Genomic DNA, 17295 nt, shown 5'->3' on the forward strand with positions numbered 1-17295 from the left:
TATAATTTGGTGCAATAATATTTTTACCTTTTTGAAACTAATTAGAAATGCAAATAATTCCTAAATCTTTATAAATAAGCACTAATTCTAGTGACGTTCTTTCTTTATGATAAAAAAGTGAGAAATGAGTAATCCTATTCTCAGTGGAAACAAAAGGGGGGGAAGGAATAGATGAGAGAAATTAATAAAAAAGGACTATTCTGGCATTGGGGAATAAAGATGTACAAATTTCGCTGGGCAATAGCAATTTTTTGGATATTGTTATTCATCCTTTCAGCATTTTTTGCCCAACGGCTGCCTGATAGGCTAAATGATAGTGGTTTAAATCCAAGGGGGAGTGAGTCGGACATCGGTGTATCATTAATGAAAAAGGAATTAAGATCCTCCCCGTCAACGATCACTATTGTTTATACTAGTCGTAAGTTGGACTTAACTAGTGAAAAAGCAATGAGGGACATAATAGAATCGTTAGATAAATTAAAAAAGCAGAAATATGTTGAAAAAATTCAAATAAACAAAACACCGCGTTTAATAGTAGATAAGGGAATTCAGTCTGTTGTGGTTGAACTAAAACTAAATAATGAAGAGGCCCTCAACAATTTTCCAGAGATGAAAAGGCTAATAAGGAAGCCCCAGGGAATGGATACATATGTTGATGGAGAAATAGCTACAATTCATGAAGTTCAGTTGGCGACAAAACATGATATGGCAAAATCAGAAAAGATTGGCCTTCCTATTGCCTTAATTGTTCTTTTATTTATATTTGGGACTTTATGGGCAGCTATTCTACCTCTGCTGGTTGGGTTGATGAGTGTATCTCTGACAATGGGTATTACGTATTATCTTACTGGTTATTATTCGCTTTCGAATTTTCTTCCTAATATAGTGATGATGCTGGGACTTGCGATTGGAGTTGATTATGCTCTTTTTCTTGTCAGCCGTTTTAGGGAGGAATTAAAGAGGCAACAGTCAGTAGGGGACGCTGTAGCCATGGCTACACAAACAGCAGGACAATCTGTTATCTTTTCAGGATTTGCTGTTTTGATTGGTATGTTTGGCATGTTATTTATAAAACTGCCTATAATTTATTCGTTATGTCTGGGTGGAGTGCTAGTGGTCTTTTCAGCAATGATCCTTTCATGCACACTTTTACCTTCTTTATTGGGTATTTTTGGACATCATATAAATTCTCTTCAAGTGTTTCCTGGTACTCAAAAGAAACTGGAAAATTCAATTATGTGGGAGCGAATCGCCAATTCTGTAATGAAAAAACCAGCGATATTAGCTATCTTGATAAGCACTTTACTAATATCACTTATGCTGCCAATTTTTCGGATGAAAGTAGGGGTTCCTACTACGGAAGTACTCCCCCCTGCTTATGAATCTAGGAAAGGGGCGGAATTATTGAAAGGAAATTATGACGTACGGAAATCAAGTCCACTTTACATTATTGTGAAGGCAAAGGAAAATGTCACAGAAGTAGCATCTATTAGGAAGATTAAAAAATTGGAGGAAAAAATTCGCCAAATTCATGGTGTGTTGGAGGTACAAAGTTATATAGACATACTTGGAAATCGAACACCAGAAGAAACCTCACATCTATTAGAGTTAAAAGGTACACATGACCGAATGCAAAACGAAAATTTATTAAGAGGAAATTTTGCCTTGCTGACAGTAGTGCCAAGGTCGAAGCCGGATTCAGCAGAATCTTCTGATCTTGTTAATCGGATAAGAAATAAATCAATGAGTCAATTAGAAACGTATGTTACTGGGCAAACAGCTTTGCGTGTAGACCTAATCGATCGAATAAATTCAGGATTACCCCTGATGATGTTGTTTATTATCATCGTGACTTATTCCATATTACTGTCGGCTTTCAAGTCTGTTCTAATTCCGCTTAAAGCCGTTATTATGAACGTCTTAAGCCTTGGAGCAAGCCTGGGCATTGTGGTAATTGTTTTTCAATATGGGTGGCTGGCTGATTTTCTAAATATTACCTCAACTGGATATGTTAGTGTCATTATGCCCGTTACAATCTTTTGTATTGTGTTTGGTATATCAATGGATTATGAAGTATTTTTAATTTCAAGGATTAAGGAAGAATATGATAAGTTAGGTGATAACGTAAAAAGTACCGCTATAGGGCTACAAAAAACTGGTCGTCTAATTAGTAGTGCTGCATTAATTCTACTAGTTGTCGTTGGATCGTTCATTTTTACAAACATTGAAATTACAAAGGCACTGGGTGTAGGTTTATTTTGTGCTATTTTCATTGACGCTACCCTTATTCGGATTATCCTGGTTCCTGCATTAATGAAGCTGCTAGGTCCTGCGAATTGGTGGGCGCCTAGATGGATTATAGGAAAGTAAGTTTCGGAGTGTAGTTTCTTGCCTTAACTGTTCGAGGGTTTGGGAACCACAATGATGGAGGCAATTCTATAAGTTCAAAGTTATCAAAGAATAATTGTTCATGGATGTAAAAATACACAGTGGTACTATGTTAGTTGAAATTTATAATGAAACAAATTAGATAGCTATGCAAAAAGCCTTCCAGTTGTTGGTTTACTCAGGAAGGCTTAACAAAAATGTTACATGGCTTAATTTACACTCGTTTTATTATTCATTTACTTGACTAATTTAGCTCCTAAGTAAAGAAAGGTACTAGCTGTCCAGGCAAATGAACGGTCTCTCAATGGTTCTCCTGTAATGGCATTGAAGTTTTCTGGAAATCCGCTCTTGGATGTCAGTCGGCAGTATCGGTCTGCAATTTCCATAGCCAGCCCTCGTTTTCCACAACCCTCCAAAGCATCCACTACGAGAAGGGTAGTCGGGCCCCAAATAGCTCCGCGCCAGTATGCATCATTCTCATACAATGGACTATCAATCGCTTCAGTAGCGATACCCCATTGTGTTAAATAACGCTCACTGGAAAGCAGTTCGATAATGTTTTCCTTAATCTCTTCAGGAAGCCTATTCTCCAAAATGATTGAGATGAGAGGAAGGATACTGTAGCTTTCTATTATTTCTCCGTTTGCTGTAATTCTAGCAACTGGTAAGTTGTCTTTAATAAAATAGGCACAGAAGGCTCTCGTTAAATGATCGGCCTTTTCTTGCCATTTTGTCTGCTCAGAGCCCATGCCCAATTTGCTGGCAACTTCAGACAGCATATCCATTGCTTTTATGAGAAATGCCGTCAGATCAGGAGAATCAACAACAATGGGCGAATTAAATACCGTGCTGTTGTCCTGTCCTGAATCGTTACCGTGATGATATTCACAAATCCCATCCTCATTTGAGTCCTTGTAGGATGAATAGAAATTCACCTGTTTGCTTACATAGTGATAAACCTGTTCTAATTGTTCAGGGGAAAAATCCATTTTTTTCATCATTTTAGAGAAAAACAACCCCTGTACCGGCGGTTTCGTAAAGTTCCAGCGTATGGTCGAATCAGAAACGGATCCCGGAATTTGCCCAAGTTCGTCTTGATGATCGAACAATACGGCCATTTGATCCCATGCCAAATCATTATCGACTCCCGCCAAAGCTACAGCATTAAAGCAGTGATCCCAGCTCCATGCTCCAGGAAAATGATGATTCGAAGCGTACATCGTATACCTTTTTAAGTATCCTTCGGGTCTTACGATCGATGACCATGTAATATAAGCCGCTGGTTTAAGAGCTGCTTGATAGGCTGCAGGAACTGCCAGCTGCTTATCGCAAAAGCTCTGGAAGTTCTCCCGGCTTTTTTCCAGCGATTGCTCGAAATCATATTCTTTCCAGTCTGGTTTCAACACATGGGTCGGGATGTCCTGAATAACGCATAGAAATTCATCCTTAATGGATGACACTTCAATAATAGATATGTTGTCAGCCTTGTTCATGCTCCCGGTTTCATCGATGTGGATGTTCTGCTTAAGATCCACTGAACCCTTGGAGCAAAAAATAAGATATTTAGTTAAGTTTTTATAGCTGTTGACGATGCAAAATTTCCTATCATCCTTGCCAAGCAAGTAATTATATTCGAAATTATAGAGGGGCTGAGTGTCGAGCCGGAATCCTATCTTTTCTCCGGTACCTTTTACCAGCAGCTTCGATTCTCCATCAAAACAGATAGAAATATCTCCTCCTTCAAATGTAAGAGTAATGAGGTTGTAATCAGCTGTGTAGCTATAGTCTACAGGTATTCCATTTTTTAATGGTATTAATTTAAGTGAATTCATGTGAGGTTTTGATTTACCGTGTAAGGAACGTAAAAAAAGGCCATTTTCGGAATCGTTTTCACTTTCTTGGTAAGAAAGCGATAGATAGGATCCGAAGTAGCTGAATGGTGTGTGGGCTAGGTTCATGAGTGAAAACTCCCTTCTTTTAGCTTGTTTAAACAAGTTTTACTACTCCTCATTATAAATATAAAATATCCCTAGTCAAGAAGATAAAATGCTAAATTATGGGATGAAATTTCTCGGTTCGAATCTTTTAGTTGTAATTACACACCTTTAGTCTTTTGCATTAATTTTAAAAAAATGTTGAATATGTAAGGGATTTCAGTAAAACACTCACATAATTGATATAACCCAAATGAAAGCGCAAAAATGATGGTTGACAAATCTTGTTTAAACAAGTTAAGATGAAGGCATTAAAACTTGTTCAAACAAGTTAAGATGAAGGCATTAAAACTTGTTCAAACAAGTTGTCGTAAATTCATTCTAATAGACCAACCCTTTCGTCTAATCGAATAGGAGTTCAATGGAGAGGTTGAAATCAAATGCAGGATTTGAAACAGAGTGTTGAGCAGATTATTGAAAGCGTCGGCGGGGCAGATAATGTCCAAAGTGGTACACACTGTGTCACAAGATTAAGATTGATTTTAAATGACCAAAGCTTAGTTGATGGTAAAAAGCTAGAAGAGATTGATATAGTAAAAGGAAGTTTTGAAGCAAGCGGTCAATTCCAGGTGATTATAGGCCCTGGGCTGGTAGAAAAGGTATATGGAGAATTTATCTCTCAAACTGGGATTTCGGAAAACTCCAAGGAAGAAATAAAAGAAATGGTTAATCAAAAGAATAATCCTATCCAAAAAGCCGTTCGGACTTTGGCAGATATCTTCATTCCAATCCTGCCGGCTATCGTCGCTGCTGGATTGTTAATGGGGTTAAATAATGTCCTGGCTAACCCGGGAATTTTCTTTAAGGATAAGTCCTTTTTAGATGTTTATAGCTCTTGGGATGGTGCAGCCGGCATCATCAATGTCATTGCAAATACAGCGTTCACTTTCCTGCCGGCTCTGATAGGCTGGTCTGCCGTAAAAAAATTTGGCGGCAACCCTGTTCTCGGGATTGTGTTAGGGCTAGTACTGGTTCATCCTTCTTTGATGTCTGCCTATGAATTTGCTGCCGATCCAAGTAAAGCAGAAAATTGGTCTCTTTTTGGAATACACATACCGAAAGTTGGATATCAGGGACAGGTTATTCCAGTCATCTTTGCAGCATATATCCTATCTTTTTGTGAATTGAAATTGAAAAAAATCATACCTGAATCCATTCAGTTGATATTAGTTTCACCAATCGCTCTTTTGGTGACGGGATTTATTACTTTCGCAGTGATCGGTCCTATTACGATGGCTGGTGCCAACTTGATTACAGACAGCATTGTTTCCCTATTTCATTCAGCACCAGTATTAGCGGGAGCTATCTATGGTTTAATTTCCCCGCCTTTAGTCATTACAGGAATGCATCATTTATTTTTGGGAGTCAATCTTCAAATGGCCGGATCACTTGGTTATGTAACACTTTGGCCGATTGGAGAAACGGTAACAATGGCTCAAGGTGCAGCTGCATTAACTATGTTTTTCCTTCTTAAGAATAACAAGAAGTTAAGAGGAGTCGCGCTCACTTCGACTGCATCCGCATGGATGGGAATCACTGAGCCGGCTATTTACGGGATTAACTTAAGATTCCGTTATCCGTTCGTTGCAGTCATGATAGGAAGTGCGGTAGGGAGTGCTTTCCTTGCCTATCAAAATGTTAAGGCAACTTCTGTCGGCGTGGGAGGCGTCTTGTCTTTCCTTTCTGTATTCCCTGAACATTGGGTTTCCTATTTTATCGGAGAGGGAATTGCGTTTGCGATGACCGTTGGTTTAACACTTATATTTTATCGCTTTAAAATCTTTCACTCGAAAGACAATTAACAGTGGAAGGAATAATTTGAACTGATAGGAGTTTATTATGAGTGATTTTAAGGCAAGAACAATTTATCAAATTTACCCAAAATCTTTCCATGACTCCAATGGAGATGGGATTGGAGATCTAAAAGGAATTACAGAAAAATTAGACTATCTTCAATCGCTAGGAATTGAATACCTTTGGATCACACCATTTTTTACATCGCCACAGAAAGATAATGGATATGATGTTGCGGATTACAGGAATATTGACACTCTCTTTGGAACGATGAAGGACTTTGAAGAATTGGTGGAAGAAGCGAAGCGCAGAGGAATAGGTATCATGCTGGATATGGTGTTCAATCATACCTCGACGGAACATGAGTGGTTCCAAAAAGCGCTGGCGGGAGACCAATATTATAAGGATTTTTACATTTTCAAGGATGGCAAACCAGGCACTCCACCAACCAATTGGGTATCCAAGTTTGGTGGAAGTGCATGGGAATATGTATCAGCTTTTAATCAATATTACTTGCATTTATTTGATAAGACACAGGCAGATTTGAACTGGGAAAACAAAAATGTGAGAAAAGAGCTTGTCAATGTACTAAAATTCTGGATGGATAAAGGTGTTAAAGGGTTCCGTTTTGATGTGGTGAATCTCATATCGAAACCTGAAAAATATGCTGATGACCACGAAGGCGATGGACGAAGATTTTATACAGATGGCCCTAAAGTTCATGACTACTTGAAGGAACTATGCCATGAAAGTGGACTGAATGATGATGGGATGGTGACGGTTGGGGAGATGTCTTCAACTACCATCGATAACTGCATTCGTTATTCAAATCCGGAAGAAAAAGAACTGTCGATGTGCTTTAATTTTCATCATCTGAAGGTGGACTATAAAGATCAACAAAAGTGGATTCTGCGGAATTGTGATTTCATGGCGCTGAAAAAATTGCTAAACGATTGGCAACTTGGATTGCAAGAGGGCAACGGATGGAACGCATTATTCTGGTGCAATCATGATCAGCCAAGAATTGTGTCTCGTTTTGGTGATGACAAACAATATCATAAAGAATCAGCAAAAATGCTTGCAAGTATGATACATTTTTTGCGCGGAACACCTTATATTTACCAAGGGGAAGAAATCGGTATGACCAATGCGTATTTTGAACATATTGAGCAGTACCGGGATGTTGAAAGCATTAACTATTTCAAAATCCTGAAGAAGGAAGGTAAAAAGGAAGAGGATATTTACCGCATTCTTCAGGAGCGTTCAAGAGATAACTCAAGAACCCCTATGCAGTGGGATGATTCACCTTATGCAGGCTTCAGCGAAAATAAACCTTGGATCGAAGTTACTGGAAATTACAAGGAAATTAATGTAAAAAACAGTGCTGTTGAACCAGATTCCATTTTGGACTATTACAAGAAGTTGGTCAGACTAAGAAAGGAATACAAGGTTATCTCTGAAGGATCCTATATTCCAATCCTTCTTGACCATGAGTCAGTTTTTTCCTACAAGAGAACATATGATAGTCAAACCTTGATTGTTATCAATAATTTCTACGGAACAGAAACAGAGGTTGAACTGGAAGAGAACATGGAAGGATACCAATGTATCCTATCCAATTATGAAAGTAGGGACCCTAGTAATCGTTTGATTTTGAAACCATATGAATCCCTTACTTTTCTTAAAAACGAATAGGTCAATGTTGCACATGGGTTTTCCATGTGCAATTTTTTTAAATTTTTCTAGTAATAACCTTTATGATAAAATGAGATGGATAAAATTGAATAATTAGGTGCGTGAAGAATGACAAGAACAAAATACGATAAAATCTATAGAGATCTGAAGGATAAAATTGAAAATAAAGTTTATGCTTATCAGGATTTATTACCTTCAGAGTATACGTTGGTCGAACAATATGAATGCTCTCGGAACACAATCCGCAGGGCGATAGCAAACCTTGTTTCAGAGGGATATGTACAAAGTCTCCATGGCAAGGGTGTACGTGTTATTTATGATCCATATCAACAAGCTGAATATATACTTGGAGGGGTAGAGACCTTCAAGGAATCTTCTATCAGGAACAAGAAAGTGTATGGAACAAAGGTCGTTTGTTTTCAAGAATTGATAGTAGATAAAGAAATAAATAAAATGACATCCATTCCTGAAGGAACAGAAATCTATTATATCCAGCGACTAAGGCTGCTGGACGAAAAAGTATTAATCATTGATCATAACTATTTTAGGAGAGATGTTGTAAAGCATCTAACGGAAGAGATAGCCAAGGGCTCAATATATGAATATATAGAAAATGAACTCGGCGAAAACATCGTAACTACCAAACGATTTATGACAGTTGAAAAAGCCAATGTAAATGATGAGAAGTACATTGGGTTGAATGGTTATAATTGTGTAGCGGTAATCAACAACTATACATTTAATGCTAAGGGAATCATGTTTGAGTTCACTCAATCACGCCATAAACCGGATTCGTTTGTTTTCTTTGATCAAGCGCAAAGGATTAAAAAACACTAATTAATTGTTGTGAATTATCCATTTATTCCTAGAGTGGATTGTTTCATTTTGTATAAAATGATATAATGCTTTTCTTGTTCTCGTTTTATAAAAAACAGGGCAGCCCATGACTAAAAAGCTAACTATAGGAGAAGGTCTTTCATCAGTTTGCTAAACTGTTGGGATGCCTTTTCTTCCATTTTAGAGGTTATATGAGCATAGATATTCATTGTCGTATTAATATCCGTATTTCCAAGCTGTCTTTGTGTTTTAAAGCACCTTTAGATATCTCCTTGCGTTTTTTAGTGAGTGGACGAATATTCTTTATGTATTTGAACCGTCTTGCTATAATAAATACTACAGTTGTAAAAGTAGGAGGGTTATCATGAAGGAGATTCCACAAATATCAGAAGCAGAATATGAAGTGATGAAGGTTATATGGAACTATGAGCCGATTTCGACTCCTGAGGTAGTGGAGAAATTATCGAATAAGAGTGATTGGAAGCCAAATACCATTCACACCATGCTGGCGCGCCTAGTTAAGAAAAAGGCTTTGCACGCAAGAAAAGATGGCCGCGTGTTTATTTATACTTCACTGGTTGAAAAGCACGAATATGTTGAGCAAAAAAGTAAATCCTTTCTGCAGCAGTTTTTCGGCGGCACGTTAAATTCAATGATATTAAATTTTATTGAAAATGATAAGTTATCGAATGACGATATTTCGGAATTAAAGAAAATATTATCCATGAGAGATAAGAAAGGTGAAAAATAATGGATACCATGCTGCTGCGGATTTTAGTAAGTACAATCGTGGTATCCCTCCTTATTTTCATAATTCTGTTAATCAAAAAGCTATTAAACAATCATATGACAGTGAAAGCACATTATCATATTTGGTATTTTCTTTGCATTCCAATCCTTGCTGCCTTTTTACCTTGGAATTATTTTCGCCTTAGAGAAGGAACTCGCTTTTTTAAAAGCTTACTTTTTTTCCATAGAGAAACGCCATCGAAGAGTGAAAGGATTAATGGAGTGGATGCCTCTCAGGCGCCAAACAGCGATTTATTACATGATTTCACGGTATCGGTAAATAAGTCAACGCCCGATTTCGTCTACCATACATTTTTTACAGTTTGGATCATTGGAGTGGTTCTTTTTGTTGGGGCTGCTGTTTATTCAAACTATCAACTCTATCAAATTAAAAAGTCGGCTGCAGCTGTTCATAACCAAAAGCTAATTAAACTATTAGAAGCGTGTAAAGAGATGGTTGGGGTGAAAAGAAACATAAGGTTGCGGGAGACCTCTCTTATTTCCTCGCCGATCACGTTCGGGATTTTTCAGCCCTTTATTTTTTTACCAAGCAAAACACGAGAAGCATTCTCGTTAAATGAATTAAAATACGTGTTTTTGCACGAGCTGCACCATCATAAAAGCAAAGATTTGTTCGTGAATTACGTCATGTGGATGTTTCGTATTATTTATTGGTTTAACCCGTTCGTCTGGTATGCCTTAAAAAGGATTCGAATGGATCGGGAATTAGCCTGTGATGCATCCGTTTTAAATCTCTTGGATGAGAGTGGATATATCGAATATGGGCATACCATCATTCGTTTTGCAGATAAAAAATATGATCGTACCCTTGAACAGCTTGCTCCAGGTATAGGTGGGACAAAAAAACAAATCAAACAAAGAATCCAGTGCATTGCAAGCTTCTCTAGTGATTCTCTAGTATTGAAATGGAAAAGCAAGGTCATCTGTTCTGTTTTAGGAATTGTTGTGCTATTCCTTGCTCCGATTACCACCGTCATTGCCAGCCCAGATGATGTGTATCAGTTTAGCGGGAAGAATGCGGTCTATGAAGATCTAAGCTCCTATTTTAAGGGCTACAAGGGCAGCTTTGTTTTATATGATCCCTCTAAAAACCAATATCAAATTTATAATCGAGAGATGAGTGAACAGAGAAATTCTCCTGATAGCACCTATAAAATATATTCTGCCTTATTTGCATTGGAATCCAATGTGATTTCCACGAATACCAATAAACAGGTTTGGGATGGGAAGATTTATCCTTATCCAGAATGGAATCAAAATCAAAATTTAGCGACTGCCTTAAGCCGTTCCGTGAATTGGTATTTCCAGAATACCGATCGAGAGGTAGGGAGAAAGCCGCTGCAAGATTATTTTCACAAGATAAAATACGGAAATGAGGATCTTTCAGGGAATTTGGATAGTTACTGGATGGAATCTTCCTTAAAAATATCACCTATTGAACAAGTCCAATTATTATACCAATTAGAAGAAAATCAATGGGGTTTTAAAGGGGAAAATATCAAAGCGGTAAAAAAGGCAATTTTAATAGATGGGCAAAAGAATGGGCGGTTGTATGGTAAAACGGGAACCGGTATGATTAATGGAAAGAATGTAAATGGCTGGTTTATTGGCTTTGTCGATAAAGGTGATGATCGTTTTTATTTTGCCGTTAATATTCAAAATAAGGATGGTCAAGCTCAAGGAAGTAAGGCAGCGGAGATTGCCAAGCAGATCCTGCATCATAAAAAGATATATTATAATTAACCCCAGAAAGGATTACCCTTCCTTTTTGGGACTTTCTGGTACCAAATACTACAGTTGTAATATTTATAGCTACCTTGTACACAAACTTCCCAGTATGAAAGGGCTGATGTATTTTGAAGCAGAAACCTACCGGGAAACGTACCGGATGCCAAACGGGGCCAACTACAAAATGATATTGACATCTTTTTATTACACGTGTAGTATTACAAACGTAATTAAATACTACATATGTAGTATTATGTGCGTTATCTAATATTACGCATGTAATCAAATTGGAGAAAAGAGGTTAAGATCTTGAGGAAAACACATGATATTTACAGCATTAATAATTTTATATTGGCCCTGCTTGTGCTAGTGGTTGCCATTGTACCCCTCGCCGGTTGGTCAATGACCACCCATAACCTTTCTGATCAGCACGGAAAGGCAGTCAAGAAAACATCAGTACCCCATATACACCGTGAGTTTGCAGAACTCGAGAGCAAATTTGACGCCCGGCTCGGGGTCTACGCTATTGATACAGGTACAAATCGTACCGTCTCCTATCGGCCTCAGGAGCGGTTCGCTTACGCATCTACATACAAAGCTTTAGCAGCAGGTGCATTGCTGCAGCATTACTCAATAGATCAACTAGACGAGTTAGTCACATACAACAGCGAGGACATCGTTTCATATTCACCTGTTACACAGCTTCACGTAGATACCGGGATGACTCTTGGGGAAGTGATTGAGGCAGCTGTTCGATATAGCGACAACACCGCAGGGAACCTTTTATTAAAGAAACTGGGAGGTCCTGAGGGATTTGAAACAGCACTGAGGCAGATTGGCGATAACATTACCCAAGTTGATCGCTACGAGACGGATTTGAACTCAGCTGTTCCTGGAGATACACGTGACACAAGCACACCAAAAGCACTTGCTACCAGCCTCAAGGCCTTCGCTGTCAGTGACTTGCTCCCTGCTGAAAAACGTACAACCCTGACAGATTGGATGCGGGGAAATACCACTGGAGATGCATTGATCCGTGCTGGTGCACCAACAGGCTGGGAAGTCGGTGATAAGAGCGGGGCAGGTAGCTATGGAACGCGGAATGACATTGCTGTTGTTTGGCCGCCGAATAGAGCTCCCATTGTCATTGCAGTTCTATCCAAGCGCGATACACAGAATGCCACCTATGACAATGCGCTTATCGCAGAAGCCGCCAAGGTAGCCCTTAACGCTCTGAAGTGAACAGATAAATAAATTTACTCATCACAATTCTCTATTGCATCAGTGAACAGGCTTATCATTCAGTCATCATATACTATCATTAGAAAGATTTAGTATGTGCTGACTGATATTTTTTTCTATATAATAATAGGAATGGACAACATTTAGGCAACCGCTGTAAATAATTAGTCGTGTAGATGTTTATCTAGAAAAAGTAAATAAGCTACGGTAAATATGTCTAAATGAAATAATCTAAATTTGGAAAAACAGCACTCGTGCTTAATACATATAAAACTAATTTTCTTTTTTTTCGGATGTGCTATTGTAAAACGCTTATGAAAAAAAGGATGGTTTATTTAAAAACAAAACCATCCTATTATGGATGGTTGAGGAAAATGGATTTAATTTTTCATATAATATTATATTATAATCTTCAGATAATGAATCAGGGTTGATTATCATATTTAAGAAAAACGTTTACAATTTATTGCTGTTTGTACTGAGGTTCTTCACTTTGAATTTCTTGAAGACGTGGTTCAAGACTATCAAGAACCTGTTGTGTTTGTTGTGCTGCCTGTTGATAAAGCTGCTTGGCATTTTGGTTATCGGTTGCTAGGGCGAAGCCTTCAAAGCTCGCTTGTGCACTTTTTAAACCTGCAAGTGCTTGTTGAACTTGTTTTCCAACTGTCATTGGTTAATCCTTCTTTCGTATGATTTTAAATTTCGAAAGTAGTATGTGGAAATCATTATTAACTTATGTAAAAAAATTAAGTAAGAATGTAGCAAATTACATTTTATCAGTTTTTAAATTTAGCACTTATGGTAATGGTTTGTTCAGTCATGTTCCTGCTACAGTGCAGGTTGAATAAAGGTAATGGGAATATGTTAGAAGATGAATTATTCTTAAAAAAGGTACCTAATGTATTCTTTTAAAACAATCATATCAATTGATGGGTTAGTTGGAGCCACTTGGTGGCTTTTTTTCTTATGGAGCTAACGAAGCGGGAAATTTAATTGTAACTATGTTATGTTGGGGACGAATAATCAATACTCTAATGGAAAGGAGTTTAGGAGTTTGAGCAAGACAAGAAATACTGAGATTATCTTGGAAAGAATTTCCGATGCTTTTTACTCGTTAGATAAAGATTTAAAATTTGAATACATAAATAATGTAACCGAAAGCCTCTTACAAATTAACCGTGAAAAGGCGATTGGACAATATATATATAATGTATTACCACACAGTGATATACAGAATTTTGTAAACCGATACAAAAGGGCTTTATTAAAACAAAATACGGTAGAATTTAAAGAGTATTTTAACAATAGATTGTATGAAATAAGGGCTTTCCCATCTGCTGAAGGTTTGTCCGTATTTTTTAGAGATATTACTGAGCAAAAACAAGAGTATCAAAAAATGAATTATCTAGCTAATTACTCCATTAATGAGGGAGAAGGAAGTATTGACCCATTAAAGCTGGAAGTGGAGCTTTATAAAGCTATAGATCGAGATCAGTTATTCCTCCACTATCAACCTAAAATAAATTTAAAAACAGGGAAAATAGTAGGTGTAGAAGCGTTAATTCGTTGGGAACATCCAGAGTGGGGAGTAGTTTCACCTCGGACATTTATTCCAATAGCTGAAGAAACAGGATTAATTATACCTATAGGTGAATGGGCTTTGAAAGCTGCTTGTAAACAAAACAAATTATGGCAAGAACAAGGATTTAATACAGTTGTTTCTGTTAATTTGTCAGCGATTCAATTTAATCAATCAAATTTAATTGATACAATCGAAACTATTCTTCAAAAAACAGGACTTGAACCACATTTTTTAGAAGTTGAACTTACGGAAAGCATAACTGCTGATATTGACAGTACAATTTTAATGTTACAGCAACTAAAAAAGATTGGTATTCATATAAGTATTGATGATTTTGGAGCTGGATTCAGTTCTCTTAGCTATTTAAAATATTTCCCTGTAGACACCTTAAAGATTGACCAATCATTTGTTAGAAAACTTCACAACAATCCTAACGATGAAACAATTGTTAAAACAATCATTTCAATGGCACATAATTTAAATTTGAAAGTAGTCGCAGAAGGAATTGAAACAAAGGAGCAACTTGTTTTTCTGCAGCACCATTTATGCGACGAAGGGCAAGGTTATTTCTTAAGTAAGCCGTTACTAGCTAATGAATTAGAACAAAAACGTTTTGGAATTGAACAAATTGTTGGAGACCAAGGGATCCCTGGGGATCTAAAAGAAAATTTGTGGATGAAAGAATTTTATGAAAAAGCTAAAAGAGAGTTACAAGATACTGTTCGATTACAACAAGGTATGATTTTCAAGTTTAAAAAAATTAATGATCGATTTATTCATACACTCTGCGATGGGGACTTACTCTACCGATTTGGAATGATTCCTTCTCAAGTTATTGGCAAAAGTTTAGAGGAGTTTCTGCCTCAACAAAGTGCTATCGAAAAAACTTCTTTCTACAATAGATCTTGGGATGGAGAAGAATTTGTTACTTATGAGGACGAGTTAAATGGAATTTGTTATTTAGCCCATTTACGCCCATTAAAAAAGGGAGGAGAAGTGGTTGAAGTTATTGGGTCCTGTATTGATATTACTGCACGAAAAAAAGCAGAGCAAGCTTTAAAAGAGAGTGAGTGTAAATATCGCCTTATTGCTGATAATATGACCGACATAATAATGTTATTGGACATCCATGGAAAAATATTATATTCATCACCATCCTTAGCAAATATAATCGGTGACCCTTTAAGATCATTTGTAGGTGAAAGTTCATTTGATTTAATACATCCCGAAGACAAACAAAGCGTAATAATGGAGTTTCAACAAGTAATAGACACGAAAACACCAGCTAGGATGGAAGCTCATTTTTTGACAGGCAGTGGAAATTCCGTGTTATTTGAAGGTGTTGGTACACCGGTACTTGGGAAAAATGGAGAACCAGAATATTTTATTGTGGTTGGAAGAGATATTACCGAAAAAAGGATCACAGAAGAAAAGCTCTCCAAAGCTGAAAAACTATCTATTGTTGGTCAACTTGCAGCAGGAGTGGCACATGAGGTTAGAAACCCTCTAACTTCGATAAAAGGGTTTATTAAGCTTCTTGAGCAAGGAAGCAATAACAAAGAATATTTTGAAATCATTTTTAAAGAATTTGATCAGATTGAGGGAATTCTAAAAGAATTTTTAACTCTTGCAAAACCACAGGAGATTCAGTTGGAAAAGGTTAATATTCAAACTATTTTTAATGACGTTACTATATTACTTAATTCCGAAGCAAATTTGAGAAACGTAGAGATTTCTCAAGAATTTCAACCAAATCTTCCACAAGTTTTGTGCGATAGGAACCAAATTAAACAAGTTTTCGTTAATATTATAAAAAATAGCATTGAAGCAATTCCTAATGGAGGATTTGTGAAAATTGAGGGTACTGTAGAAGATGGAAATCTCCTAATGAAAATTATTGATAATGGAATTGGTATAAATAAAGAACGTATTAAACGATTAGGTGAACCGTACTTCAGCAATAAAGAAAAAGGCACTGGTCTGGGTTTGATGTTATGTTATAAAATTGTTCGGCAGCATAATGGGAGCATAATAGTAAAAAGTAAGGAAAGCCATGGTACCACGGTTGAAGTTAGGTTACCGATAAATACATCACAATAGAAAGGTGCCTAATCGATTTAAATTATGATAAAGCCCCTGATAGTAAGTAAAATTCTTCACCATCCTAGCCAGAAGAATTTCCACCCCTATTGAATAAAAAACATTGAAAAACCAACACTAAATTGAATAACTTCGGAAAGGCTGTGTTTTTCTTGGATCAAGAAACAAAAGTAGCAAATGAACTTCAACAAATGATAACCTGGAACCTAGTTCCTGTATCAGTTCAAGAAGATATAAATGAGATTTGCGACAGTTTAATGAATGGATCTGTAAAACTACATGATTTGGAAAATCGAGATCCCTTTGTGGTTGAAATGATTCATAAAGCAATGAATCAAGCAGGAAAATAAGACAGTGTAAAAACTGCACCTCCAATTGGAATATGAAAGGAAAAATCCAAATGGCCGGGCAATCCTTTATCCAATCACCTATTTGCCACCTGCTGAACAGCCAACAAAAGAGTATCCAATGTGGCTGACAACAGGACGACTTGTTTGGCATTGGCATACCAGGACAAAGACCGCCCGCTCACCTCTTTTGCATGTTGCTTCTCCCCAAGGATATGTGGAAATCAATGAGGCAGATGCAGAGTTACTTTCTCTTCTTCCCGGAGAACTTATACGTATTTCGTCCCCACGTGGATGGATTAAGGTTCCTGCAAGAATTGGAAATGTGGTACAAAAAGGACTAGTATTTGTTCCATTTCATTTTGGCGGTTGGGAAAGACGGGAAGCTGCAAATGAGTTAACAGCGGATTTTACCGATCCACTATCCAAACAGCCAACATTTAAGCAATCAGCATGTAAAATCGAAAAGTTGCGGACCCAGCATATCGTTACTGAAGAAGATACTTTGCAATCGCTGGCTAATCAATATGGTATATCCGTTGATAATCTACAAAAAGCCAACGCATTCATTTCGCCCTACGATATTCAAATGGGAAAGATACTTGAGATACCGGCATCAACCATAAATGTACCAATACCACCGTATTTACCAGAGTTGAAGGATGGCTCGTTTTAAAAAGGGAAATGCCTTCACATCTTCAAACTAAAAAGGCTTCCTCGTCCAGATTGTTAAAAGCAGCTGAACAAAAATACCAAGAGCACCAGATTGAACTGGTAC

General features: G+C 37.2%; 12 protein-coding genes. 10 read left to right on the forward strand and 2 right to left on the reverse strand.

The annotated features are described in order from the left end of the window. Positions 1–171: 171 nt before the first annotated feature. A complete protein-coding gene (locus tag AC4QJR_RS01400) occupies positions 172–2370 on the forward strand; it encodes an MMPL family transporter (protein WP_496525030.1) in 2199 nt (732 codons plus the stop codon). 254 nt (positions 2371–2624) lie between these two features. Here the strand turns inward: AC4QJR_RS01400 and AC4QJR_RS01405 are convergent, their stop codons facing one another. Continuing rightward, complete coding sequence (locus AC4QJR_RS01405; protein WP_257148622.1) at positions 2625–4382, reverse strand: amylo-alpha-1,6-glucosidase; 1758 nt, start codon at positions 4380–4382, stop codon at positions 2625–2627. A gap of 380 nt (positions 4383–4762) precedes the next feature. On the opposite strand from AC4QJR_RS01405, the gene AC4QJR_RS01410 reads away from it, so the two are divergent. The 6 genes from AC4QJR_RS01410 to bla all read left to right on the forward strand — a co-directional run bounded on the left by AC4QJR_RS01410 (position 4763) and on the right by bla (position 12488). Beyond that, positions 4763–6184, forward strand: coding sequence for a PTS transporter subunit EIIC (locus AC4QJR_RS01410; protein ID WP_496525031.1), 1422 nt, complete (start codon positions 4763–4765; stop codon positions 6182–6184). Positions 6185–6221: 37 nt separating this feature from the next. Next, positions 6222–7871, forward strand: coding sequence for an alpha,alpha-phosphotrehalase (treC, locus tag AC4QJR_RS01415; RefSeq protein ID WP_496525032.1), 1650 nt, complete (start codon positions 6222–6224; stop codon positions 7869–7871). Between the two features lie 108 nt (positions 7872–7979). Continuing rightward, positions 7980–8708: a UTRA domain-containing protein gene (locus tag AC4QJR_RS01420; protein ID WP_098576333.1), complete on the forward strand. Its 729-nt coding sequence runs from the start codon at positions 7980–7982 to the stop codon at positions 8706–8708. 364 nt (positions 8709–9072) lie between these two features. After that, on the forward strand, positions 9073–9459 hold the full coding sequence (locus tag AC4QJR_RS01425) for a BlaI/MecI/CopY family transcriptional regulator (RefSeq protein ID WP_098576332.1): 387 nt from the start codon (positions 9073–9075) through the stop codon (positions 9457–9459). Then, positions 9459–11261: a BlaR1 family beta-lactam sensor/signal transducer gene (locus tag AC4QJR_RS01430; protein WP_496525033.1), complete on the forward strand. Its 1803-nt coding sequence runs from the start codon at positions 9459–9461 to the stop codon at positions 11259–11261. Before AC4QJR_RS01425 ends, AC4QJR_RS01430 begins: the two co-directional genes overlap by 1 nt. 312 nt (positions 11262–11573) lie before the next feature. Next, complete coding sequence (gene bla, locus AC4QJR_RS01435) at positions 11574–12488, forward strand: class A beta-lactamase (RefSeq protein ID WP_496526591.1); 915 nt, start codon at positions 11574–11576, stop codon at positions 12486–12488. 463 nt (positions 12489–12951) lie between these two features. Here the strand turns inward: bla and AC4QJR_RS01440 are convergent, their stop codons facing one another. Beyond that, the gene (locus AC4QJR_RS01440; protein WP_098576330.1) at positions 12952–13158 is read right to left on the reverse strand and encodes a DUF1657 domain-containing protein; all 207 of its coding nucleotides are present in this window, start codon (positions 13156–13158) and stop codon (positions 12952–12954) included. A 384-nt stretch (positions 13159–13542) separates the two neighbouring features. Between AC4QJR_RS01440 and AC4QJR_RS01445 the strand changes: the two genes are divergently transcribed. The 3 genes from AC4QJR_RS01445 to AC4QJR_RS01455 all read left to right on the forward strand — a co-directional run bounded on the left by AC4QJR_RS01445 (position 13543) and on the right by AC4QJR_RS01455 (position 17193). Further along, on the forward strand, positions 13543–16170 hold the full coding sequence (locus AC4QJR_RS01445; RefSeq protein WP_496525034.1) for an EAL domain-containing protein: 2628 nt from the start codon (positions 13543–13545) through the stop codon (positions 16168–16170). Positions 16171–16322: 152 nt separating this feature from the next. Then, positions 16323–16520, forward strand: a complete 198-nt coding sequence (locus tag AC4QJR_RS01450) for a hypothetical protein (protein ID WP_496525035.1) — start codon at positions 16323–16325, stop codon at positions 16518–16520. A 25-nt stretch (positions 16521–16545) separates the two neighbouring features. Beyond that, positions 16546–17193, forward strand: coding sequence for a molybdopterin dinucleotide binding domain-containing protein (locus AC4QJR_RS01455; RefSeq protein ID WP_496525036.1), 648 nt, complete (start codon positions 16546–16548; stop codon positions 17191–17193). Positions 17194–17295 lie beyond the last annotated feature (102 nt).

Source organism: Neobacillus sp. BP17 (genome assembly GCF_059579525.1).